Origin of the sequence: Aquitalea sp. LB_tupeE (assembly GCF_013391415.1) — a bacterium.
In the GTDB taxonomy this organism is placed as follows: Bacteria; Pseudomonadota; Gammaproteobacteria; order Burkholderiales; family Chromobacteriaceae; genus Aquitalea.
In genome coordinates, this window is record NZ_JACAXB010000031.1 from 93,490 (window position 1) to 116,962 (window position 23,473).

25 protein-coding genes are annotated in these 23,473 nt (G+C 61.2%); 14 read left to right on the forward strand and 11 right to left on the reverse strand.

Annotated elements, in window-relative coordinates:
• Positions 1-13 precede the first annotated feature (13 nt).
• The 7 genes from HWX34_RS16350 (at position 14) to HWX34_RS16380 (ending at position 7,057) form a co-directional block, all read left to right on the forward strand.
• Positions 14-796, forward strand: a complete 783-nt coding sequence (locus tag HWX34_RS16350; protein WP_178973243.1) for an ABC transporter ATP-binding protein — start codon at positions 14-16, stop codon at positions 794-796.
• A gap of 104 nt (positions 797-900) precedes the next feature.
• Positions 901-1,782 carry a branched-chain amino acid ABC transporter permease gene (locus HWX34_RS16355; RefSeq protein ID WP_178973244.1) on the forward strand — a complete coding sequence of 294 codons (882 nt, stop codon included), beginning with the start codon at positions 901-903 and terminating at the stop codon, positions 1,780-1,782.
• An 11-nt stretch (positions 1,783-1,793) separates the two neighbouring features.
• Positions 1,794-2,861 carry a branched-chain amino acid ABC transporter permease gene (locus HWX34_RS16360; protein ID WP_178973245.1) on the forward strand — a complete coding sequence of 356 codons (1,068 nt, stop codon included), beginning with the start codon at positions 1,794-1,796 and terminating at the stop codon, positions 2,859-2,861.
• Positions 2,862-2,922: 61 nt separating this feature from the next.
• Entirely contained in the window at positions 2,923-4,257 is a 1,335-nt protein-coding gene (locus HWX34_RS16365) for an ABC transporter substrate-binding protein (RefSeq protein ID WP_178973246.1), read from the forward strand.
• An 83-nt stretch (positions 4,258-4,340) separates the two neighbouring features.
• Positions 4,341-5,096 carry an ABC transporter ATP-binding protein gene (locus tag HWX34_RS16370; protein WP_178973247.1) on the forward strand — a complete coding sequence of 252 codons (756 nt, stop codon included), beginning with the start codon at positions 4,341-4,343 and terminating at the stop codon, positions 5,094-5,096.
• A 123-nt stretch (positions 5,097-5,219) separates the two neighbouring features.
• Positions 5,220-6,281 (forward strand): isopenicillin N synthase family oxygenase, encoded by a 1,062-nt coding sequence (locus HWX34_RS16375; RefSeq protein WP_178973248.1) that lies wholly within the window; start codon positions 5,220-5,222, stop codon positions 6,279-6,281.
• Complete coding sequence (locus tag HWX34_RS16380; RefSeq protein ID WP_178973249.1) at positions 6,278-7,057, forward strand: MetQ/NlpA family ABC transporter substrate-binding protein; 780 nt, start codon at positions 6,278-6,280, stop codon at positions 7,055-7,057. The genes HWX34_RS16375 and HWX34_RS16380 overlap by 4 nt, the downstream gene beginning before the upstream one ends.
• 88 nt (positions 7,058-7,145) lie before the next feature.
• Here the strand turns inward: HWX34_RS16380 and HWX34_RS16385 are convergent, their stop codons facing one another.
• The 11 genes from HWX34_RS16385 to HWX34_RS16435 all read right to left on the reverse strand — a co-directional run bounded on the left by HWX34_RS16385 (position 7,146) and on the right by HWX34_RS16435 (position 16,628).
• On the reverse strand, positions 7,146-7,910 hold the full coding sequence (locus tag HWX34_RS16385; RefSeq protein WP_178973250.1) for an amino acid ABC transporter ATP-binding protein: 765 nt from the start codon (positions 7,908-7,910) through the stop codon (positions 7,146-7,148).
• Entirely contained in the window at positions 7,907-8,587 is a 681-nt protein-coding gene (locus tag HWX34_RS16390) for an amino acid ABC transporter permease (RefSeq protein ID WP_178973251.1), read from the reverse strand. Before HWX34_RS16390 ends, HWX34_RS16385 begins: the two co-directional genes overlap by 4 nt.
• 89 nt (positions 8,588-8,676) lie before the next feature.
• On the reverse strand, positions 8,677-9,435 hold the full coding sequence (locus tag HWX34_RS16395) for an amino acid ABC transporter substrate-binding protein (RefSeq protein WP_370459769.1): 759 nt from the start codon (positions 9,433-9,435) through the stop codon (positions 8,677-8,679).
• Between the two features lie 233 nt (positions 9,436-9,668).
• Positions 9,669-10,169: an ureidoglycolate lyase gene (locus tag HWX34_RS16400; protein ID WP_178973252.1), complete on the reverse strand. Its 501-nt coding sequence runs from the start codon at positions 10,167-10,169 to the stop codon at positions 9,669-9,671.
• On the reverse strand, positions 10,166-11,194 hold the full coding sequence (gene alc, locus HWX34_RS16405) for an allantoicase (RefSeq protein ID WP_178973253.1): 1,029 nt from the start codon (positions 11,192-11,194) through the stop codon (positions 10,166-10,168). Before alc ends, HWX34_RS16400 begins: the two co-directional genes overlap by 4 nt.
• Before the next feature lie 29 nt (positions 11,195-11,223).
• The gene (locus HWX34_RS16410) at positions 11,224-11,955 is read right to left on the reverse strand and encodes an amino acid ABC transporter ATP-binding protein (RefSeq protein WP_178973254.1); all 732 of its coding nucleotides are present in this window, start codon (positions 11,953-11,955) and stop codon (positions 11,224-11,226) included.
• Positions 11,942-12,592, reverse strand: coding sequence for an amino acid ABC transporter permease (locus HWX34_RS16415; RefSeq protein WP_178973255.1), 651 nt, complete (start codon positions 12,590-12,592; stop codon positions 11,942-11,944). The genes HWX34_RS16410 and HWX34_RS16415 overlap by 14 nt, the downstream gene beginning before the upstream one ends.
• Positions 12,589-13,257: an amino acid ABC transporter permease gene (locus HWX34_RS16420; RefSeq protein WP_178973256.1), complete on the reverse strand. Its 669-nt coding sequence runs from the start codon at positions 13,255-13,257 to the stop codon at positions 12,589-12,591. Before HWX34_RS16420 ends, HWX34_RS16415 begins: the two co-directional genes overlap by 4 nt.
• 75 nt (positions 13,258-13,332) lie before the next feature.
• Entirely contained in the window at positions 13,333-14,127 is a 795-nt protein-coding gene (locus HWX34_RS16425; protein WP_178973257.1) for a transporter substrate-binding domain-containing protein, read from the reverse strand.
• 39 nt (positions 14,128-14,166) lie between these two features.
• Positions 14,167-14,841: a FadR/GntR family transcriptional regulator gene (locus HWX34_RS16430; protein WP_178973258.1), complete on the reverse strand. Its 675-nt coding sequence runs from the start codon at positions 14,839-14,841 to the stop codon at positions 14,167-14,169.
• Positions 14,842-15,173: 332 nt separating this feature from the next.
• Positions 15,174-16,628, reverse strand: coding sequence for a SidA/IucD/PvdA family monooxygenase (locus tag HWX34_RS16435; RefSeq protein WP_178973259.1), 1,455 nt, complete (start codon positions 16,626-16,628; stop codon positions 15,174-15,176).
• A 350-nt stretch (positions 16,629-16,978) separates the two neighbouring features.
• Between HWX34_RS16435 and HWX34_RS16440 the strand changes: the two genes are divergently transcribed.
• The 7 genes from HWX34_RS16440 (at position 16,979) to HWX34_RS16470 (ending at position 23,382) form a co-directional block, all read left to right on the forward strand.
• A complete protein-coding gene (locus HWX34_RS16440; protein WP_178973260.1) occupies positions 16,979-18,097 on the forward strand; it encodes an ABC transporter substrate-binding protein in 1,119 nt (372 codons plus the stop codon).
• Positions 18,098-18,138: 41 nt separating this feature from the next.
• Positions 18,139-19,062: a branched-chain amino acid ABC transporter permease gene (locus HWX34_RS16445; protein ID WP_178973261.1), complete on the forward strand. Its 924-nt coding sequence runs from the start codon at positions 18,139-18,141 to the stop codon at positions 19,060-19,062.
• Positions 19,055-20,002 carry a branched-chain amino acid ABC transporter permease gene (locus HWX34_RS16450; RefSeq protein WP_178973262.1) on the forward strand — a complete coding sequence of 316 codons (948 nt, stop codon included), beginning with the start codon at positions 19,055-19,057 and terminating at the stop codon, positions 20,000-20,002. Before HWX34_RS16445 ends, HWX34_RS16450 begins: the two co-directional genes overlap by 8 nt.
• Positions 19,999-20,760, forward strand: a complete 762-nt coding sequence (locus HWX34_RS16455) for an ABC transporter ATP-binding protein (RefSeq protein ID WP_178973263.1) — start codon at positions 19,999-20,001, stop codon at positions 20,758-20,760. The genes HWX34_RS16450 and HWX34_RS16455 overlap by 4 nt, the downstream gene beginning before the upstream one ends.
• A 5-nt stretch (positions 20,761-20,765) precedes the next feature.
• Complete coding sequence (locus HWX34_RS16460) at positions 20,766-21,464, forward strand: ABC transporter ATP-binding protein (protein ID WP_218645228.1); 699 nt, start codon at positions 20,766-20,768, stop codon at positions 21,462-21,464.
• Positions 21,465-21,571: 107 nt separating this feature from the next.
• Positions 21,572-22,015, forward strand: a complete 444-nt coding sequence (locus tag HWX34_RS16465) for an ABC transporter ATP-binding protein (protein ID WP_255497250.1) — start codon at positions 21,572-21,574, stop codon at positions 22,013-22,015.
• A gap of 5 nt (positions 22,016-22,020) precedes the next feature.
• The gene (locus tag HWX34_RS16470; RefSeq protein ID WP_178973266.1) at positions 22,021-23,382 is read left to right on the forward strand and encodes an FAD-binding oxidoreductase; all 1,362 of its coding nucleotides are present in this window, start codon (positions 22,021-22,023) and stop codon (positions 23,380-23,382) included.
• The last annotated feature ends 91 nt before the right edge of the window (positions 23,383-23,473 follow it).

Sequence of the window (23,473 nt, forward strand, 5' to 3'; positions counted from 1 at the left end):
TGGAAACAACACTATGTCCGAGACCGTAGCGCCCTTGCTGAGCCTGGCGCACATCTCCTTGAGCTTCAAGGGCGTCAAGGCAGTGACCGACATCGGCTTTGACGTGGCCGAAGGGGAGATCTGCGCGCTGATCGGCCCGAATGGCGCGGGCAAAAGCTCCTTGCTTAATGTCATCAACGGTGTGTACCAGCCACAGCAAGGGGAAATCCGTTTTGCCGGGCGCGCCCGCCGTGCCATGCAGCCGCACGAGGCGGCGGTGGCGGGCATTGCCCGCACCTTCCAGAACATTGCCTTGTTCAAGGGCATGAGTGTGCTGGACAACATCCTCACCGGCCGCAACCTGGTCAGCCGCAGCAGCTGGCTGGAGCAGGCTTTCCGGCTAGGCCGGGCGGTGGCCGATGAAGAAGCCCAGCGTGCGGTAGCCGAGGAGGTGATTGCCTTCCTGCGCCTGCAAGCCTGGCGGCACACCCCGGTGGGGCAGCTGCCCTATGGCCTGCAAAAACGGGTGGAGCTGGGGCGGGCATTGGCCGCCCGGCCGCGCCTGCTGTTGCTGGATGAACCCATGGCCGGGATGAACCGCGAAGAAAAGCGCGAAATGAGCCAGTTTATCCGCGAGGTCAACCAGGTGTTCGGCACCACCATCGTGCTGATTGAGCACGACATCGGCGTGGTGATGGAACTGTCCGACCACGTGGTGGTGCTGGACTATGGCCGCAAGATCGGCGATGGCGAGCCCGAAGCCGTGCGTGCGCTGCCTGAGGTGATTGCGGCGTATCTGGGCCAGCAGCGCCACTGAAAGCTGTTTATCCCTATCCACCTTTTCGTATCCACCGTCCCCGTCGGTATTCCCGCGCGGGGCGGGGACCTGTTGCGCCGGCGTGCCGGCAAGGGGGCTGTCTGATGTCGTTTTTCATGGAAGTACTGCTCGGAGGCTTGCTGGCCGGGGTGATGTACTCGCTGGTGGCCATCGGCTTCGTGCTGATCTACAAGGCCAGCGGGGTGTTCAATTTTGCCCAGGGCTCCATGGTGCTGTTTGCCGCGCTCACCTTTGTCAGCCTGCTGGAGCGTGGCCTGCCGTTCTGGCTGTCCTTTGTCATCAGCCTGTTGTCCATGCTGCTGCTGGCGCTGTTGCTGGAGCGGCTGGTGCTGCGCCATCTGGTGAACCGGCCACCCATCACCCTGTTCATGGCCACACTGGGCCTGAGCTATGTGGTGGAGGGCGTGGCCCAGGCGCTGTGGGGCGCACAGGTGCACGGGCTGGACCTGGGCATCGAGGACACACCGCTGGAGCTGGGCGGCCTGATGCTGTCGCGCTTCGACCTGTTTGCCGCCGCTAGCGCCGGGCTGTTGGTGCTGCTGCTGTCCTTGCTGTTCAACAAGACCCGCATCGGCCTGTCACTGCGCGCAGTGGCGGACGACCAGCTGGCCGCGCTGGCGGTAGGCATCCGCCTGCAACGCATGTGGGTGCTGGTGTGGGCAGTGGCCGGGCTGGTGGGGCTGGTGGCCGGGCTGTTGTGGGGCGCGCGGCTGGGGGTGCAGTTTTCCCTGTCGCTGATCGTGCTCAAGGCCTTGCCGGTGCTGATTATCGGCGGCTTTACCTCGATAGGCGGTGCCATTGTCGGCGGCCTGATTGTGGGGGCCAGCGAAAAACTGGCGGAAGTGTATCTGGGGCCGCTGCTCAGTGGCGGCATTGAAAACTGGTTTCCCTATGTGCTGGCGCTGCTGTTCCTGCTGCTGCGTCCGGCGGGCTTGTTTGGCGAACGCGCCATTGAACGGGTGTAAGGAGAATACGCATGTTTTATCAGGAATCCGGGCAGTTCAGCACCCGCTACCGGCAGGATGGCCGCGCACTGCGACTGTGGCAGCAGCGTGCCGCACTGTGGGCCTTGCTGTTGCTGGCCTTCGGCCTGTTGCCCTTTATTGGCAACGACTACTGGTTCAGCGCCATTCTGATTCCGTTTCTGGTGTTGTCACTGGCCGGTCTGGGGCTGAACCTGCTCACTGGCTATGCCGGCCAGCTGTCGCTGGGTTCGGCCGCTTTCATGGCGGTGGGGGCATTTGCCAGCTACAAGCTGCAATTCCTGCTGCCGGGTCTGCCGCTCTTGCTCAGCTTTGTCGCCGGAGGCGTGGTGGCAGCGATAGTGGGAGTGGTGTTCGGCCTGCCCAGCCTGCGCATCAAGGGCTTTTATCTGTTGGTGTCCACGCTGGCGGCACAGTTTTTTGTCGAATGGCTGCTCACCAAGTTTGCCTGGTTCTCCAACGGTAACGAATCCGGCGTCATCACCGCGCCGCCGCTGCTGGTGGCCGGTCACGATTTCGGTAGCCCGGCCGGGCGTTACCTGCTGACGCTCAGCGTGGTGCTGCCCCTGTTTGTGCTGGCGGCCAATCTGGTACGCAGCAGCCTGGGCCGAAACTGGATGGCGGTGCGTGATATGGACACTGCCGCCGCGGTGATCGGCATCCCCATCCTGCGCACCAAATTGCTGGCCTTTGCCATCAGCTCTTTCATTCTGGGGGTGGCCGGTTCCCTGTGGGCGTTTACCTATCTGGGCACGGTGGAGCCGCATGGCTTCGACCTCAGCCGCTCGTTCCAGGTGCTGTTCATCATCATCCTGGGCGGCATGGGCAGCATTCTGGGCAACTTTCTTGGCGCGGCCTTCATCGTGCTGCTGCCCATCGTGCTGTCCATCCTGTCCGGCAGCTTGCTCAGCGGCGTGTTACCCGCCGGGCAACTGGAGAACCTGCAAAAAATCATCTTCGGCGTGCTGATCATCCTGTTCCTGATCAAGGAGCCGGACGGTCTGGCGCGGCTGTGGCAAGGCTGGCGCGCGCGCGCCCGGCTGTGGCCACTGCGTTTCTGAGCGTTTTGTCTTGTTGTTTCCGTTAGCAGTTTTGTCTACTGAACCAGGGAGTTTAACCATAATGAAAAATCATCTGCACACACTGAAAGGGGCGGTCGTACTGGCATTGGGCCTGGCGGCAGCATCGGCCACGGCACAGGCTGGCGGCGAGCAGTATTTCCCGCTGCAAAGCTACCGCGTGGGGCCGTATGCGGCTGGCGGTACCGGTTTTTTTGGCGGCTTTATTGATTATTTGCAGTACGTGAATATCAAGGAAGGCGGCGTCAACGGTGTCAAGCTCAGCTGGAGTGAGTGCGAAACCGAATACGTGGTGGAAAAAGGGGTGGAATGCTACGAGCGCCTGAAAAAAGGCCTGAACGGCGCCCCGGCGGCTGCTACCAACCCGCTGTCGGTGGGCATTGCCTATGCCACTCTGGAGCGCTCCACCGCCGACAAGCTGCCGCTGATCACCATCAACCACGGCCGTACCGACTCCACCGACGGCAGCGTGTTTCCTTATGTTTTCCCGCTGCAGCTGAACCCGTATTCCGAGGTGTCGGCCATCATCAACTACATCGGCCAGAAGTCCGGTGGCCTTGCCAAGCTCAAGGGCAAGAAGATTGCCGTGCTCTACCACGGCTCGCCCTATGGCAAGGAAACCAATCCCATCCTGGAATTGCTGTCGAAGAAATACGGCTTCCAGCTGGTGTCGCTGGAAGTGCCGCACCCGGGTAACGAGCAGCAGTCGCAATGGCTGACCATCCGCCAGCAAAAACCGGACTGGGTAATCCTGCGCGGCTGGGGCGTAATGAACCCGGTGGCACTGAAAACCGCGCAGAAAACCGGTTATCCGGCTGACCACATCATCGGCAATATCTGGAGCAATTCGGAAGAAGACGCCGCCCCGGCCGGTGCCGCTGCCAAGGGTTTCATCTCCATCACTACGCACCCGTCCGGCACCCAGTTCCCGGTGCTGCAAGGCATCAAGAAAACCGTGCTGGATGCAGGCAAGGGCAATCTGGCCGACGCCAAGCGCTTTGGCACCGTGTATTACAACCTGGGCGTGGTCAACGGCATCCTGAACGTGGAAGCCGTGCGCCTGGCGCAGGCCAAATTCGGCAAGAAACCGCTGACTGGTGAACAGGTGCGCTGGGGCTTCGAGCATCTGCACTTTGACGACAAGCGGCTGAAGGAAGTGGGCGCGCTGGGCCTGTTGCAACCGCTGCAACTGAGTTGCGCCGACCACGAAGGCGGCGGCGCGGTGCGCTTCCAGCAGTGGGACGGCCAGCAGTGGAAGGTGATTTCGCCGTGGGTACAGGCCGACCGCAAGCTGCTGCGTCCCATCATCGAGGACTCCTCGCACAAGTACGCCAAGGAAAAGGGCATCACCCCGCGCGATTGCAGCAAGGAATCGTGATGGTCTGAGCCCGTCCATGCCCGGCGCGGCTAGCTGCGCCGGGTTTTTGTCACCCGGTGTTTGACGGATTGCGGAGTTGAATCATGAGCCAGCCCTTACTACAGGTGGAAGGCATTCAGGTGGTGTACAACCAGGCCATTCTGGCCGTGGGCAGTGTTTCCTTGCAGGTGGACGCGGGGCAGATCGTGGCCTTGCTGGGGGCCAATGGGGCAGGCAAGAGCAGCACGCTCAAGGCTATTGCCGGGCTGGTGGCAGCCGAGCGCGGCTGCCTGCAACAAGGGCGCATTGTCTATGACGGGCAGGATGTCAGCCATACCGCCCCGCATGAGCTGGTACAGCGCGGGCTGGTGCAGGTACTGGAAGGGCGGCATTGCTTTGCCCACCTGAGCGTGGAAGAAAACCTGCTGACCGGTGCTTTTGCGCGCAAGCCCAGCCGCGCAGCCTTGCAGCAGGATCTGGACCGTATCTACCAGTATTTCCCGCGTCTGAAAGAACGCCGCCGTTCGCAAGCGGGCTATACATCGGGTGGCGAGCAGCAGATGGTGGCCATAGGCCGTGCGCTGATGGCCGCGCCACGGCTGGTGTTGCTGGATGAGCCATCCATGGGCCTGGCCCCGAAAATCGTCGAGGAGATTTTCGAGATATTGCAAGCGCTGAACCGGCAGGAAGGGGTGAGCTTCTTGCTGGCCGAGCAGAACGCCAACCTGGCCTTGCATTACAGCCATCAGGCCTATCTGCTGGAAAACGGCCATGTGGCGCTCTCCGGCAGTTCGACCAAGCTGGCCGCGCGTGAAGACGTACACCAGTTCTATCTGGGCGGCAGTGTCGAGGCGGCCTGAGGGCTGTTGCGGCACAGCCAAGGGCTTGATATTCAAATCAGTTTTTCTTGGTTCGCAAGATCATTGTCATGGCATATCGTGAAGCTTCCCGGCACCCCTGTGGTGCCGCTTTACGGAGATGTCATGCCAAGCCCTCTTACCCTGCCCATTATCGACTTCAGCCTGTTCGATGGCAGCCCGGAACAACGTCAGCAGCTGCTGCAACAACTACGTGGTGCGGCACGTGACCACGGTTTCTTTTATCTGGTAGGCCATGGTATTGCCGCTGACAAGGTGACGGCACTGCGCCAGGCATCGCGCGCATTCTTTGCCCTGCCGGAAGAGGACAAGCTGGCCATCGACATGGAAAACTCGCCGCATTTTCGTGGCTATACCCGTGCTGGCGAAGAACGTACCCGCGGTGCTGCTGACTGGCGCGAACAACTGGATATCGGTGCCGAACGTCCCCCGCGGCCGGACCTGGCAGCGCAGGGGCCGTGGTGGCGTCTGCAAGGCCCCAATCAATGGCCGACCGCCTTGCCGCAGCTCAAAGCGGTGCTGCTGGACTGGCAGCAGGAAACCACCCGGCTTTCCATCCAGTTGCTGCGCGCCTTTGCCGAAGCCTTGCAACAACCGGTCGATATTTTCGACGATGCCTTTGTAGAGGCTCCGGTGCAGCATCTGAAAATCATCGGCTATCCGGGCAGCCCGCAAGGTGCGGCCGGGCAGGGCGTGGGGCCGCACAAGGACGGCGGCTTCCTCACCCTGCTGCTGCAAGACGACAATCAGGACGGTCTGCAAGTGGAGAGCGAGCAGGGCTGGATTGATGCCCCGTCCTTGCCGGGCAGCTTCATCGTCAATATCGGTGAATCGCTGGAAATGGCATCCGATGGCTACCTGCGGGCCAATGTGCATCGCGTGCTGAGCCCGCCGCAAGGCAAGGACCGCTTGTCCGTGGCCTTTTTCCTCGGCCCGCGGCTGGATGCCACCATTCCGCTGCTGCAACTGCCAGCCGGGCTGGCCGCCGAAGCACGCGGCCCGGAGGCCGACCCGGACAACCCGCTGTTTTACCGGATTGGTGACAACTATCTCAAAGGACGTCTGCGCTCCCATCCCAAAGTGGCCGTCCGACACCATGCCGACCTGCTTTCCCCGCAAGCATTGCAGGCAGCTTCCCTTCCCACCACCGCAGGAGAATATGCATGAAACGCGCAAGCCTCTGGCTGGCCTTGTTTGGCCTGGCCGCCAGCCTCCCCGCCCACGCCGAAGTACTCACCATCGGTGCCGAAGCCGTCCCGCACGCCGAGATTCTGGAACACGTCAAACCGGCGCTGGCCAAGCAGGGCATTGAGTTGAAAGTAAAAGTGTTCAGCAATGGCCTGCAGGAAAACCTGGCCGTGGCTGGCAAGGAAATCGACGCCAATTACTTCCAGCATCAGCCCTTTCTGGATAGCTTCAACAAGTCCAAGGGCACCCGACTGGTGAGCGTGGCGGCCATTCACGTGGAGCCGTTCGGGGCTTATTCGCACAAGGTCCACAAGGTTAGCGAGCTGCCGGATGGTGCCACCATTGCCATTCCCAACGACCCGTCCAATACCGGCCGCGCCTTGTTGCTGCTGCACAAGCAGGGCCTGATCAGCCTGAAGGACCCGGCCAACATCCTGTCCGGTGCGCGTGATATCAGCAGCAACCCGCACCATTTCAAGATCAAGGAACTGGAAGCCGCCACCCTGCCACGCGTGCTGGACCAGGTGGACATTGCGCTGATCAATACCAACTACGCGTTGCAAGGCGGGCTGAAACCCAAGCGGGATGCGCTGTTCAGCGAAGGCAGCCAGTCGCCTTACGCCAATGTCATTGTGTCGCGCGAGGACAACCGCAGCAGCCCGGCGCTGAAAAAGCTGGTGGCAGCGCTGTCCACTGACGACGTGCGCCAGTTTATCGACCAGCGTTACCAGGGGGCGGTGGTGCCGGTGTTCTGACACTGCGCATCTGCAATACCGGCAGATGCAAGAAAGGCGTCTCCCTTACGGCGGACGCCTTTGTTTTGTTGACTGGCAGCGCAGGGTGTTACCAGTCTTCCGGCAGGCCTTCCGTCAGCGTGGAGACATAGCTGGCGGTACGCGGGTTTTGCGGCTGCAAAAACAGCTGGCGGCTGCTGCCTTGCTCCACGATGCGGCCATCTTCCAGAAACACCACGGTGTCGGCAAGCGTGGCGGCCAGTCGCAGGTCGTGGGTGGCAATCAGCATGGTCATCTTGTTGGCAGCAAGTTGGCGCAGTACGGCCACCACTTCGCTGGCCAGCTCCGGGTCCAGTGCCGAGGTGGGTTCGTCACACAGCAGCAGGCCGGGGGACTGGGCCAGTGCACGGGCAATGGCCACCCGTTGCTGCTGGCCACCGGACAGGGTGCCGGGCCAGGCATCCGCCTTGTGCGCCATGCCCACTTGCTGCAGCAGTTCGCGCGCGCGCGCCTCTGCCTGGCTGCGTGGCCATTTCTTCACCACCAGCAGGCCTTCCATCACGTTTTCCAGCGCGGTGCGGTGCGGAAACAGCTGGAAGTTCTGGAACACCATGCCGGTTTGCAGGCGCAGGCGATGAATGTCCTGACGGCCCGGCTGCGCATGGCCATGGCCAAACTGCAGGCTGGCATCGCCCAGGGTAATCTGCCCGGCGCTGGGGGTTTCCAGCAGGTTGATGCAACGCAGCAGGGTGCTCTTGCCACTGCCGGACGGGCCGATCAGCGCCGTCACCTGGCCGGGTGGCACCTGCAGCGACACGTCCTTGAGCACATGCTGGTTGCCAAAATGCTTGTCGATATTGTGCAGTTGAATCATTTCGTCTCCTGGGCCTGGTGCAGGTGCTGGCCAAAGCGGGCTTCCAGCTTTTGCTGGCCGGCGGACAGCACGGAGCTGAACACCAGGTAGATCAGTGCAGTTTCGGTATACAGGATCAGCGGTTCATAGGTGACCGAGGCAATGCGCTGCGCGGCCTGGAAGATTTCCGGCACGGTCAGCACCGCGGCCAGCGAGGTGTCCTTGATCAGCGAGATGAAGGTATTGGCCAAGGGCGGCACGGCTACGCGGCTGGCTTGCGGCAGGATGGTGCGGCGCATGGCCTGGGCCCAGGTCAGACCGATGGAATAAGCCGCTTCCCATTGGCCGCGCGGAACCGCCAGCAGGGCGGCGCGAATCACTTCCGAGGTGTAGGCCCCGACATTCAACGAAAAGCCGATGACAGCGGCGGGCAAGGGGTCGAACACGATGCCGGCCTTGGGCAGGCCGTAAAAAATCAGGAACAGCTGCACCAGCAAGGGCGTGCCACGAATCAGCCACACATAAAAGCGAAAGCCGTCCGCCAGCGGCTTGGGGCCATACAGCCGCACCAGCGCGGTGACAAAGCCCAGCGACAGGCCACAGGCAAAGGACAGCAGGGTAAGCGGTACGGTGAACACCAGCCCGGCATACAGCAGCGACGGCAGTGATTCCACCATCAGTTTCAACCATTCAGGCATGTGCCGACTCCATGATTGTTATTGTGCGGTACCAAAAAACTTGCCCCGTAGAACGGGGCAAGCGGGCATACCGTGTAAGGCGGTATCGCTCAGTGCGATACGTCTTCGCCAAAGTATTTGAAGGAAATTTTCTGGTATGTGCCGTCTGTCTTGATGTCAGCCAAGGCCTTGTTGATGGCGGCTTGCAGCTGCGGGTTGCCCTTGCGGAAAATGATGCCGGAGAAGTCGGCGTCCTTTTCGGTGGCGGCAATGCGTAGCTTGGAGTTGGGCTGGTGCTTTTTGTAATCCAGGAAGGACAGGCTGTCGTTGATGGTGGCATCCACGCGGCCGGAGGCCAGCAGTTCCAGCGAATCGTTAAAGCCTTGTACAGGCACCACTTCGGCACCGAAGGATTGCGCCAGCTTGCCGAAGTTGCTGGTCAGGGTGTTGGCGGACTTCTTGCCCTTGAGGTCGGCAAAGCTCTTGATCGGGCTGTTGCCATTCACGATCAGCGCGGCCTTGGAGGCGATGTAGGCATTGGAAAAGTCGTACTTGGCCTTGCGGGCGTCGGTGATGGACACCTCGTTGGCCACCGCGTCGTAACGGTTGGCATCCAGGCCGGCAATCAGGCCGTCCCATTTGCCTTCGATGAATTCGGCTTTCACGCCCAGCTTGGCGGCTACGGCCTGGGCAATTTCCACATCAAAACCCACCAGCTTGCCGCTGGCATCGTGATAGGTAAACGGGGCGTAAGTGCCTTCGGTACCCACACGGATGACACCGGCGGATTTGATCTTGGCCAGGTCTTCGGCGGCAGCAAGGCCCGGCAGAATGGCGGCGAGCAGGGCGGCAATGGCAAATCGTTTCACAATGTACTCCTGGCTGTTGTTTTGTTTGTCGTCCCGCCATCCGGCGGTCTGGAAGGACTATAACAAGCCAGGCTTATTCTCAATAAACAAGAATTTCCACATTGATTATCAGAAAAGTGAATAAAGAACATGCGATTTTGCGCGGGATAGGCAGGCCGGATGCACGGGCTAAGTCTACAGGCCGGTGCGGCCCGGCAAGCAGGCCTGCCTGGATTAACAGGCAGGCTGGTAGTTCAGAGGCTGATCATCACACTGACCGGCAGTTGTACTTCGTCGCAGTTGGGGCTGCTGCCATCGCGGTCCAGTACCAGAAAGTCGCAGGGCTGGTGTAGCGCCAGCAAGGGGTGGTGCCACACGCCTGCGGCATAGTTGACGCCTTGTTGCGGACTGGCCAGAAAAACCCGGATGGTGTCCGCGCTGGGCGGCGCGCCGGGGGGCGCCACCACCACCAGATAAGGCTGACCGGACAGCGGCATGAAGGCCTGGCTGCCATGCGGGTGGCGCTCCATCATGCACACTTCAAACGGCAGCTTACGTGGCTGGCCACGAAAGATACTGACCATCAGGCGGCCATCCGGCCCGGCATCCAGCCGTGCCAGGTCGTGAAAGCGCATGGTATTGCCACCATTGATGGCAAACTGCCGCGCTTCCGGGCCCGCTTCCATCACCTCACCAAAGGGCCGGAAGGCCGTTGCCGTCAGGGCTTCGGCACGGTGCAGGGTGGCGCTTCTCATCTGGCCACCTGGCCAAACAGGCGCAAGCGTGAAATACCGCCATCGGGGTGGATGTTCAGCCGCACATGGCTGACCGGGCCCAACTGGGCCACGGTATCGGCAAAATGGTGAATGGCATCCATGGTGAGCGGGGTTTCCGGCAGTAGCACCGGCCAGAACTGGCTTTCGGCAATCAGCGCGGCGGGCATGCTGCTGAGAGCATTGGCCGCCTGCAAGGAGCAGCGATCGGCAAAATTGCCCTTGAAGTGAGCCGTGTCCACCTCGATACGCTCGATCATGCCAGGTACGCCCAGTGCCAGAATGCACCAGTCGTGGCCCGGTTCGCGCCGCCGCCGGGTTTCCCAGCCTTCACCCATATTGCTGCCGCGTCCCGGTAACAGCAGGTTGGACGGATGGCCGAAGTGGGCGTCGTTCCAGGCAATCGGTCGGCCGCCGTTTTCCATGGCCACCAGGTCAATCGGCTCTGCCACCGTTTGCAGTGCGGATGCGGTATCTGGCTGGCCATACACGCGCAGGCGGGCAATACCGCCATCCGGGTAAATGCGCAGTCGCAAGTGGCTCCAAACCCCCGCATTGCTGATTTGCAGCAAGTGGTGCTGGTTGCCGCCCAGGGCGGTGGACGGGAGGATTTCCTGCCACACGGCCTGCTCCAGTGCCGGCAGGCTGTCGTCGGCACAATGGGTGGCTTCTATCGAGATGGCCGGGGCGTAGTTGCCGGTGAAGTGGCTGGTGTCGATATCAAAGCCGGCAATCCGCCCGGGCCTGCCCAGACGGATGATGCTCCAGTCGTGACCGTGATGGCGCTTGCGGCGGGTTTCCCAGCCATCCATCCATTTGCCGTTTTCGTCGTATTTTCCAGGTACGAAAATGGCGGCTTCCGGGTTCAGCATGCGCGCCAGCGGCGCAAAAAATTCATCGCTGGAATACAAGCCACGTGCGCCAATGCGGGGGTCGGCCAGGTTGATGGCCTGGCTGGCCCAGTCCGGCAAAATGGCAGGCGGGGCGCTCAGAATCGGGTAGTGCATGGGGTTTCCTTGGCTTGATAGGGCAGGTGTCACATCACGGCGCTGACGAAGTTTTGCAGCTCGGGGGTTTGCGGGCGGGAGAACAAATCGGACGGGTGGCCTGCTTCGTGAATCTTGCCCTGATGCATGAACACCACGTGATTGCTGACATCGCGGGCAAAGCGCATTTCATGGGTGACCATGATCAGCGTCATGCCTTCTTGCGCCAGCTGGCGTACCACGGCCAGCACTTCGTTGACCAGCTCCGGGTCCAGTGCCGAGGTGATTTCGTCGCACAGCAGCACCTGGGGTTTCATCGCCAGCGCCCGGGCAATGGCCACGCGCTGTTGCTGGCCGCCGGAGAGCTGGTCCGGCCAGGCGTCAAACTTGTCGGCCAGGCCCACCTTGGCCAGCAGGGCATGGGCCTCTTCGCGCAGGACGTGGGGTGACTCACCCTTGACCACGCGCGGCGACATCATGATGTTTTCTCCCACAGTCAGGTGCGGAAACAGATTGAACTGCTGGAACACCATGCCCACTTGCAGCCGCAATTGCTGCAAGGTCTTGGCATCGCGGCTGCCTATGGTTTGCCCGGCCAGGGTGATGCTGCCTTCATCAAAGCTTTCCAGGCCGTTGATGGTACGCAGCAAGGTGCTCTTGCCCGAGCCGCTGCGGCCGATGAGGGTGACGACATCGCCCTGCTTCACGGTCAGGTCCACACCCTTGAGTACGTGGTTGGGGCCGTAATGCTTGTGCAGGCCGGTAATGTTAACGAGCGACATGGAGTGTCCTTTCCAGGTGACGCGAATACAGCGAAAGCGGGTAGCACAGCAGGAAGTAGCCTGCGGCTACCAGTCCGTAAATCAGGAAGGGTTCAAAGGTGGCATTGGCCAGCATGCCGCCGGTTTTGGTCAGTTCGACAAAACCGATGATGGAGGCAACGGAAGTCCCTTTGACCACCTGCACCAGAAAGCCCACGGTGGGGGCAATGGCCATGCGCAGGGCTTGCGGCAGGATGACATGGCGCATTTGCTGGTAGCGGTTGAGCGCCAGCGCGGCCGACCCTTCCCATTGGGCATTGGGAATGGCATTGACGCAGCCGCGCCAGATTTCTGCCAGGTAGGCGCTGGTGTACAGGGTGAGCCCCAGTGCCGCAGCCAGCCAGGGCGGAATTTCCACCCCGCCCAGCGACAGGCCGAAAAACACGATGAACAGCTGCATCAACAAGGGCGTACCCTGAAACACCTCGATAAAGGTTTTGGCCAGCCAGACCAATACCGGGCGATGTGCCAGGCGTAATGCCAGAATGATCAGCCCGCCGCAGGAGCCCAGTACAAAAGCGGTCAGCGACAGGATGGCTGTCCATTGCAGGCCGCCAAGCAGGGCGTGCAGGATGTCGCCCAGGGTGAAATCGTTCATGGTCTTCCCCGTTTCAACAGTCGTCCGCCACCGCGCAGCAGGGTCTGGCGCAGCAGCAGCGCCAGCGCCAGATACAGCCCGGCAGTGACAAAGTAGGTTTCAAAGGCGCGGAAATTACGCGACTGGATCAGGCTGGCGGCATAGCTCAACTCTTCGGTGGAAATCTGCGCGCACACTGCCGAGCCCAGCATCACGATCACCACCTGGCTGGTCATGGCCGGCCACACCCGCAACAGCGCCGGGCGCAAGACCACGTGCAGGAAAATCTGCCAGCGCTTGAGCGCCAGCGCCTGGGCGGCTTCAATCTGTCCCTTGGGGGTGGCTTCGATGCCGGAGCGGATGATTTCCACCGCATAAGCCCCCAGGTTGATCACCATGGCCAGCATGGCTGCGCTATCCGGTGCAATCTCGATGCCGATGGTGGGCAGGCCGAAAAACAGGAAAAACAGCTGCACCAGAAACGGCGTATTGCGGAACATCTCCACATACACGGCAAACAGCGTGTTGAACGGGCGTATCTGCCAGGCGCGGCATGCCGCACCGATAATGCCGATCAGCAAACCGGCAACGCAGGCCACTGCGGTCAGCTCCACAGTCCGTGCCAGGCCTGCGGCCAGCTCGGGGGTCTCCCTGGCTACAGCCAGAAAGTCAAACTGATAACTCATCACCATTCTCCCGGGTGGGCAGGAAAGGGGCAGCCGGCGCGCCGCATATTGCGGCAGGGCCTGCTACCGGGGGATTTACAGCAGCGAGCTGGCCAGCGGAGTTTTCAGCCACTTGAGCGAGATGCGGTTCAGCTCGCCATCTTTTCTGGCTTTGTTGATGATCTGGTTCACCTGTTCCAGCAGTTGCGGATCGTCCTTGTTCACCCCTACAAAGCACGGCGAGTTCTTGATCAGGAATTTCTGCTCCAGTCGGCGCGGGCGCTTGCTTTGTGCATTGATGGTGGTGGCCACCACATTACCGGTGGCCACCACTTGCACCTGACCGGCCAGATAGGCAGCAATGGTGGCGTTGTTGTCTTCAAAACGCTTGAGGTTGGCGCTGACCGGAATCACCTTGCTCAGTTCCAGGTCCTCGATCGAGCCGCGGGTCACGCCCACTGTCTTGCCAGCCAGCCCTTCCGGCTTGTCCAGCGTCAGATCCTTCGGGCCGAACACGCCATTGAAAAACGGTGCATAGGCGACGGAGAAATTGATGACCTTTTCCCGCTCCGGGTTTTTGCCCAGGCTGGAAATCAACAAATCAGCCTTGCCGGTGGTGAGGTAGGCAATACGGTTGGCACTGCTGACCGGCACCAGCTCCACTTTCACTTTCAGTTCGCGGCCAATCAGTTCTGCCGTGTCGATGTCGTAGCCTTGCGGTTTCATGTCCGGGCCGGTGGAACCAAAGGGCGGAAAGTCCGCCGGAATGGCAATCTTGATGAGTCCTGCCTGTTTGATGCTGGCCAGGCGTTCGGCCTGGGCCGGTAAACCCCACAGACTGCCCAGCAGGCTGGCAGCCAACAGGCCGAGGGTGAAGGTGCGACGATGCATGACGGTTTCTCCGGGAAATGAACAGGATGTTGGCGTGGCTTAGAGCGAATCCATCTGCAGTCCCACTCTGGCGGCGGCATTGCGCAAATGGTTGAGCATTCCCAGATGGGCTTCTGCCGGCTTGCCCTGGGTAATGGCGTCGGTGACAACCTGATGCTCGTGGGCGGTTTCCCAGATATGCAGGTGGTCGGCAAAGGGCAGTCGCAGGCTGTGGCCGATGGGGGCCGACAGCGAACGCGCTACCTGGTGAAACAGGGCATTGCCGGACAGGCGTGCTACTTGCAGGTGAAAATCCAGGTCGGCTTCTGCGGCGGCTACCAGGTCCTGGTTCTTCAATGCGTCTTCCAGCGTGGCCTGAATCTGCCACAGCAAGGCCTTGCCCTCCGGCGTGATATGACGCGCAGCCAGCGCTGCCGCCGCCGGCTCCAGCACCATGCGGAACTCGAAAGTGGCCTGCGGGCTGGCGGCAAACGGCCCGGCCGGGATGTCCTTGTGCTGGCGTACCTGACCGGTGGTGACCAATACCCCCTTGCCCGGTTGCGACTTCACCAGTCCCAGTGCTTCGAGCATGGAAATGGCCTCGCGCAGTGAAGCACGGCTCACCCCCATGGCTTCGGCCAGTTCGCGCTGGCCCGGCAGGTTTTCCCCGGCGCGGTAGTGGCCGTCTTGCAGTTTTCTTTGCAGGGCCTGGGCAATTTGTTGTGGGACGTTCATGTGAGCTCTCTGGTGGTCTGTCCGGTCAGACTGGTCTGACCAGTTGCTGAAACACATTACGCAAAGAGCGTGCCAGCCATTCGGCAGGCTAGCAAAATCAAGCAATGACGGGTGTTGGGAGGGGGTGGATGGCAGACGGGCGCATCATGCGCTCAAGATGCTGCACCGAAGCCGGGCGCGCTTGCACTGAAATGGTAAATCCACTTGTCGTACGGCAGCCCCGGAATGGGCGGGCCGGGCTTGCAAAAGCAGGAAGGAGAGGCCGGGGGCAGCGCCTTGAGGAATCTGTCCCCGGCCATGACAAGCATGCCCAGTCAGCTGTGGGTGCTTGCTCAGGACTGTGGCAGTGTGGTGGCGGCTTGCCATTCGTTGCCATACAGCTCCGGCTCGGCATACTGCTGTAGCCGGGCGTAGTGCTGATCGACATCCTCCTCCAGCAGGCTGGCAATCAGGCCGGAAGCCAGCCGTTGTGCGCCGTCGCTGACTTGCGGAATATCCCCGGCGCTGGCGCCCTGCGACAGGGCTGCCGCGTAATTGAAGCAGTGAATCCGCTCCAGCCCCGGCAGGCTGCCAGGCTGTTTTTCCAGAAACTGGTACAGGCTGCCCAGATAAGGCGAGCCGGCCAGTTCGCGATCCGGCGCGCCGGGCAGGCTGGGGTAGTGGTCCTGCCATAGCCTTACATGGCCGGCGATACGGGCATATTCCGGCCGCTGTGCCCAGTCGGTGCAAAAGCCGGTGCAGAAGATGACGAAGTCGGTATGTACTTCGCCCAGATTGGTACTGAGCACCACCTTGTCATCCACCAGCCGGGCGGTTTCCACCTGAATGCCAAAGTGAAAGCTGGCATTGGGGTGCTGGGACACGCGCAAGGTGCTGCTGTGCGGCGGCGGTACCTGGGTGGTGTTCAGGTAATGACGGACCTTCCATTTCCATTCGTCTGACAGCAGGCGGAAGCCGTGTGCCATGCCCGGATTGACCGTGCCCTTGCTTTTGTTGATGCGCGGCAGGTCGGGGCGGCGGATCAGCAAGGACACGCGCTCGGCACCGTTTTCCAGTGCCGTGGCGGCGGCATCCATGGCTGAAGAACCACCGCCAATCACGGTGACATTGCGCCCGCGCAGCATGTCACCGGACCAGGCGTCGCCGGAGTGCACCCAGTGGCTGCGTGGCAGGCGGGCGGCCCAGGCGGGCAGGCTGGCACCGCCCAGGCCATCGCGGCCGGTGGCCAGTACCGCATGGCGCGCCAGCACCTGGCGGGTTTCACCATTGGCACTGTCGCGGAAAGACAGGGCCACTACGCCATCGGCGCGGGCTTCCACATCGACCAGCTTTTGCAGGTTATGCACCTTCAGTTGCAGTACCTCGCGATACCAGCGCAGGTATTCCGCCCAGCTCAGGCGGTGAATCTTGTCCAGTTGCTGCCAGCCTTCAAGGCCGTGCTGCGCTTCGTACCAGGCACGAAAGGTGAGGCTGGGAATGCCCAGGCAAGGGCCGGGCAGCTCCTTGGGGGAGCGCAGGGTAATCATGCGGGCAGTGGTGGCCCACGGACCTTCCAGTCCGGCGGGGGACTGGTCGTAGATGTCGGCATCCACGCCATTGAAAGCCAGTGCGGCGGCCACCGCCAGGCCGGACATGCCGCCACCGACAATCACCACATCTTTGACTTCACCTTCCGGGTGGCTGGCCGGGATGGTCCAGTTTTTGGCTGGCAGGCCAAGGTAGTCCAGGTCTTGCCGGATACGTTCTTCCAGAGCCGCCAGGCCCTGTGTTTGTGCGCTGCTTGTCATGCTGCAAAACACCCGTGATAAAAACCACACCCTAACATGGGTTTTTGAGTGGCCAAATATCAATTCCTGCACAGTAAATCTGAAATAAAGACAATTATCCAATATTGCGCCGCAGGCATTTTGTGCAGAATTTTATTGTCGCGAATCGCTGTTTTTTAATTGATTTGTCGCGCTGTTTGGGCGATGCATGTTGTCAAGCACGAATAAATGATAAGCATGTGAAGAATGGGAAATCAGTGGGTGAAACGGCGGTGCTAGATTGGCGGCATTAACCCTACGGCTGCCATTGTTTGTATCAAGGCAGCCGTTTTTACCAATACATTGCTTTTAATACCAGTCAAGGATTACTCATGTCTGCCGCCAGTCAATATCACAAGGCACTGATTATTGCCGCGTTTTCCTCGCTTTCACTGTCGGCGTTTGCCGCCCCGGTTGCCATTGGCTATCAGGCACCATTGACCGGTGAATATGCGCAGTATGGCAACCAGTTTCGTAATGCCGCCAATCTGGCACTGGATGAATATAATCAGACACATAAAGCTGCACCGGTAGTCATCAAGTTTGCTGACAGCAAGGGTGATGCGCTGGAAGGCGTGTCGATTGCCCACAAGTTTTCCGATGACAATTCCATTGTCGGGGTAATCGGCGATTTCTCCTCCACGGTTTCCATTGCCGCAGGCAAGGTGTATGCCGAAACCCATCTGGCGCAATTGTCGCAAACCGCATCGCACCCGGATTTCGTCAAAATCAGCCCCTGGCAATTCCGCAACATCATCACCGAGGCGTTTGAAGGCCCGTATAACGCCCGCTGGATCAGCCAGAACAAGATCAAGAAAGTTGCCGTCATCAGCATCCAGAACGACTGGGGCCAGACCGCCAGCAAGAATTTTGCCAAATCCTTCAAGGATGCCGGTGGCGAAATCACCGCGCTGGAAAGCTTCAACCCGGGCACCCGCGATTTTCGCGCCATCCTGACCAAGGTGGCCCGTACCCACCCGGATGCCATCTATCTGGCGCTGATGTATGAAGACGGCGCTGCCTTGCTGCAACAAAAGCTGCAACTGGGCTTCAATGTGCCGGTGTATGGCTCGTCCTCGATGTACGAGAAAAAACTGATCCAGCTGGCTGGCCCGGCAGCGGAAGGGGTGAAGATTTCCACCACCTTTACCGCCAGCAGCAAGGAGCCGAACGTACAGGCCTTCGTCAAGGCCTATGAAGCTCGTTATCACGTGGAGCCGTCCATGTTTGCCGGTCAGGCCTATGACGCAACCCGCATCATGCTCAATGCCATTGCCAAGGCCGGTGGTGAAAAAGCCAGCCGCGAGGCAGTACGTAATGCACTGGCCGCCACCAAGGACTTCCCCGGTGTAACCGGCAATACCACCTTCGACCCGGTGACTCGCGAGCCGGCCAAGAACCTGTCGCGCCTGCAAATCCACAATGGTGATTTCACTTCGGTAGCCAATTGATTCACTGGCCCGCCAGTGGCGGGCCTTGCACGAGAATGCACATGCTGGATTTTTTTGATGTTTTCCTGGTGCAGCAGCTATTGAACGGCCTGGCGCAGGGGCTGGTGTATGCGCTGATTGCCATCGGCTTCACGCTGATTTTCGGTGTACTCAATGTGGTGAATTTCGCCCATGGCGAAATCTACATGCTGGGGGCGTTCGCCGGGCTGCTGGCCATTCAGCTGCTGGCCCCGCCGGCTTTTGCCGTGCTGCTGTTGGTGGCTGCGGCCGGGCTGGTGCTGGGGGTGTTACTGGAGCGGGTGGCCTTCCGGCCATTCCGTCGTTTCAATGACGAGGCCTCGCTCAAGTCCAAGGCGCTGCGCGAGGCAACCCTGCTGTCCTCGCTGGCCATTTCCATCATCACCCGCGAGCTGATGCAGCTGTATGTCGGTGCCGACATGCAGTCCATTCCGCAGGCGTATTTGCTGATGACCCCCATCCAGCTGGGGCCGCTGAGCATTGCCAGCGGTCAGGTGCTGATTTTCGTCACCGCCTTGCTGATGTTCCTGCTGTTGCAATGGTTGCTGTTCCGTACCCGGCTGGGCCTGTCCATCCGCGCGGTGTCCAATAACCGGCTGGGTGCCTTGCACGTGGGCATCAATGTCAATCACATCATCATTGCCACCTTTGCCATCGGCTCGCTGATGGGGGCGGTGTCCGGCATTGTGGTGGGGCTGTATTCGGGCAATATTTTCCCGCAGATGGGTTTTTCGCCCGGCATCAAGGCCTTTGTCGCCATGGTGATGGGCGGGCTGGATTCCATCCCCGGTGCCGTCATCAGCGCCATTGTTCTGGGGCTGTGCGAAGCGCTGTCCACCGATTTCGTGTCGCAGGGCTGGTCCGAGCTGATCAGCTACGGCCTGTTGCTCATCACCCTGCTGTACTTCCCGCGCGGCTTGTTTGGAAAGAAGGTGGAACGTGTCTAGTCTGTCCCGTTCAACAAGGCCGCTAGTGTTGCTGGCCGTCTTGTGGCTGCTGCTGGGCTGGCTGGATGCCAGCTACCTCTACCGGCTGGCCAGCATGGCGCTGGTGTTCGGCCTGCTGGCCGCCAGTGCCAACCTGATTACCGGCGTGGCCGGCATGATGACGCTGGGCCATGCGGCGTTTTACGGCGTGGGGGCTTATACCTCCGCCTTGCTGTCCAGCCAGTACCAGTTTTCCCCCTGGCTGACCCTGCCATTGGCCGGTGTGACTGCGGCGCTGCTGGGCGGGCTGACTGCCTGGCTGACGCGGCGGCTGGTGAATGTCCACTTTGCCGTGGCCACGCTGGGCATAGGTCAGGCGGTGTATGTCACCTTGCTTAACTGGGTGGATTTCACCCGCGGGCCGATGGGCATTACCGACATCGCCCCGCTCAGTACCGCCAGCCCGGCCATCAATCTGGGCCTGGTGATGCTGGTGTTCCTGCTGTGTTACCTGGTATTGGAGCGCACCGTCCATTCTTACTACGGCAATGCGCTGCGTGCCTTGCGTGAGGATGAGCAGTGCGTGGCCGCCATGGGGCTGGACCCGGCCAAGCTGAAAATACAGGTGATGGTGCTGGGCTGTTTCATTGCCGGTCTGGCCGGTGCGCTGTGGGCGTACTCCACCCGCTATGTGTCGCCGGGCGATTTCCGCTTCAGCGAATCCATCACCATTCTGGCCATGGTGGTGATTGGCGGCCTGGGCAGCCTGCCCGGTGCCATCATGGGGGCCTTGTTGCTCACCCTGTTGCCAGAGCTGCTGCGCAGCCTGGGGGATTACCGCATGCTGGTGGTGGGCTCCATCATGTTCGGCTTCATCATGTTCCTGCCCAAGGGCCTGATTGGCGAATACTCGGCGCTGCGGGTGTTCCGCAGCCATCTCAAAGCGCTGGAGCAGTCATGAGCGAAACCTTGCTGGAATTGAAGCAGCTGTCGCTAAGTTACGGCGGCGTACATGCGCTGGAAGATATCTCCCTGCGTCTGCCCGCTGGTGGCATTACCGGCCTGATCGGGCCGAATGGTGCAGGCAAGACGTCTTTGTTCAATGTGATTACCGGTTTTTCGCGCCCCAGCCGGGGTGAGGTCCACTATGCCGGACAGCGCATCGACGGCCTGCCGGTGCCGCAGATTGCCCGGCAGGGCATTGCGCGCACCTTCCAGAACCTGCGGGTGTTTCCCGGCATGACGGTGTTTGACAATGTCAGCATCGGCGCACTCAGCCAGCAACGCTTTGGCTGGCGTGCGCTGTGGAGCCGCCAGCAGCACAGCGCGCAGGCGGTGAGTGCGGCCACCTGGGCGGCACTGCGCCGGACCGGGCTGGACGGGCTGGCGTTCGAGCTGGCGGCCAATCTGTCCTATGGCAAGCGCAAGTATCTGGAAATCGCCCGCGCCCTGGCCTTGCAACCGGGCTTGCTGATTCTGGATGAACCGGCGGCCGGGCTGAACGACAGCGAAACCGCCGCGCTGGCTGATTTTCTGGGTCAACTGAGCCAGGAAGGCCTGAGCCTGTTGCTGGTGGAGCACGACCTGAGCCTGGTGAAGAAAATCTGCAACCACGTACTGGTGCTGTCATCCGGCCGCTTGCTGGCCGAAGGCAGCCCGGAACAGGTGATGCGCGATCCGGCGGTGATTACATCCTATCTAGGCAGCGAGGAGGCCTGATGGCGTTGTTGCAAGTTGAAAACATCAGCGTGACGCTGGGCGGCGTGCCGATTCTGCACGAGGTTTCCCTGCAGGTGGAAGCGCAGCGCATTGTCACCATTCTGGGTGCCAACGGTGCGGGCAAAACCACCTTGCTGCGTGCCATTTCCGGTATCTATCCGCTGGAGCAGGGCAGCATACGGTTTGACGGTGCAGCCATCCATGGCCAGCCCGCCCACCGCATCGTGCAAAGCGGCTTGTCGCACGCGCCGGAAGGGCGGCAGATCTTCTCCAACATGACGGTAAGGGAGAACCTGCAACTGGGTGCTGGGGCGCAGCGTGACTGGCAGCAGGAGCTGGCCTTTGTACATGACATCTTCCCCATCCTGCAGCAGCGCAGCAAACAGCTGGCCGGCACTCTGTCCGGTGGCGAGCAGCAAATGCTGTGCATAGGCCGGGCGTTGATGGCCAAACCACGGCTGCTGATTCTGGATGAACCCTCGCTGGGGCTGGCGCCGCAGTTTGTGCAGCAGATTTTCCGGGTGATTGAAACCATCCGCCAGCACGGGGTGACGGTGGTGCTGGTGGAGCAGAATGCGCGTTTGGCCCTGCGCATTGCTGACGATGCCTATGTACTGGAACACGGCCGGATTGCCCTGTCCGGCCCGGCGCAGCAACTGATGCATGATGCCGCAGTGCAGAATGCCTATCTGGGTGCGGCCTGATTCAGCTTTGTGTGCTTGGTACAGAAAAGACGCAGTGCATTTTGCACTGCGTCTTTTAGTCGCTGTTTGGCCGTGCGCTTGCTCCTGGCCGTCCGTTTGCCAGCCAGTTGCGGCGTGATGTACAAATGGTGTTTCAGGACCCTTACGCCTCCTTGCACCCAAGGCATCGCTTGCGCCGTACCCTGAGCGAGCCATTGCAGCTGCTGGGGGAGAAAGACATTGCCGCGCGTGTAGATGCCGCCTTGCAGGAGGTGGGGCTGGAGCCTGACATCGCCACACGTTATCCGCATCAGATTTCCGGCGGCCAGCGCCAGCGCATTGCCATTGTGCGTGCCTTGCTGTTGCAGCCGCGCCTGTTGCTGCTGGATGAACCCACCTCGGCGCTGGACATGTCGGTACAGGCGGAAATCCTCAATTTGCTGACCCGCTTGAAGCAGCAACAAAATTTGTCCATGCTGCTGGTCAGTCATGATGGCGATGTGATCGACCATCTGTGTGATCGTGCCGTTCACATGCAGGCCGGTCGCATCACAAGCAAATCGACAGGATAAGCATCATGCCGTCACAACCCTTTGCCGAGATCCTGCGCCAGCCTTTCAGCTGGGTGGAAGAAAACGACCCGCTCCCCGCCAGTGCCGATGTGGTGATCATCGGTGCCGGTGTGGTCGGGGTAAGTGCTGCCTTGCACCTTGCCCGGCGTGGCCTGAAAGTGGCCTTGCTGGAAAAGGGCCTGGTGGCGGCCGAGCAATCCAGCCGCAACTGGGGCTGGGTGCGCCAGCAAGGGCGCGACCGGCGCGAGCTGCCCCTGATCGTGCACAGCCTGTCGCTGTGGGAGGCATGGCAACAACAGCTGGATACCGACCTGGGTTTCCGGCGTACCGGCTTGCTCAGCCTGACGCGGGACCCTGCCGTACTGGCGCGCTGGCAACGCTGGGCGGTGAATGGCCGCGCTGCGGGCATCCGGGTGGATGAGCTGGATGCCGCCGCTGCCGAGGCCGCCCTGCCCAGCGTTAATGGCCCGTGGCTGGGTGGTCTGCATACCCCGGATGATGCCCGGGCGGAGCCGGGTATCGCCGTACCGGCGCTGGCGCGTGAGGCGCGCCGCCTGGGCGTGACCCTGCATCAGCAAACGGCAGTTCGCCGCCTGTTGCTGGAACAGGGCCGGGTGCAGGGGGTGGAAACCGAGCACGGCATCGTGCGTGCACCGCGGGTGTTGCTGGCCGGTGGTGCCTGGTCCTCACTCTTGTTGCGCCAGCATGGCGTGGTGTTGCCGCAGCTGAATGTCCGCGCCACAGTGTTGCGCACCACGTCCGCGCCGGAAGTGGTGCCCGGCACCCTGTGCAGTGCCGATGTCTGCTTGCGCCGCCGGCTGGATGGCGGCTATACCGTCACCCTGCTGGAAGGCGAGCAACATGATGTCGGCCCGGACAGCTTCCGCCACTTTGGCCGTTTTTCTCCGCTATTGCTGCGTAACTGGCGTGATATCCGGCTCGGTATTGGCTGGCGCAGCTTTCAGCAACAACGGCGCTGGCAGCAGCTGCCCGCTGCGGGTGTGCCGACGGTGTTCGAGCAGGAACGCATTTACAACCCGCTGCCTGAACCCGCCATCACCAGCAAGGCGCTGGCGGGTTTTCGTCATGGCCGGCCACAACTTGCCGGGGTGGAGATGGCTGCCAGCTGGGCCGGGCGTATCGACCTGACGCCGGATCTGGTGCCGGTTATTTCCAAGGTGGAGCCATTGCCTGGCCTGGTATTGGCAGCAGGCTTCAGCGGCCACGGCTTTGGTATCGGGCCGGGTGCGGGGGAGCTGGCGGCCGATTTGCTGTGCGACACCACGCCGGTGGTGGACGCCCATCCCTTCCGCCTGTCGCGCTTCAGTGATGGCTCCAGCCTGTTCATCGACCCGGATGTGATTTGACCGGCAAGGGCAAGTCGTAGAGCTGGGCAGCAGCCTGACTGGCAAGAGCTGCTATGCAGGGGCAAGAAGCCATGCTGTCAGGCCAATGATG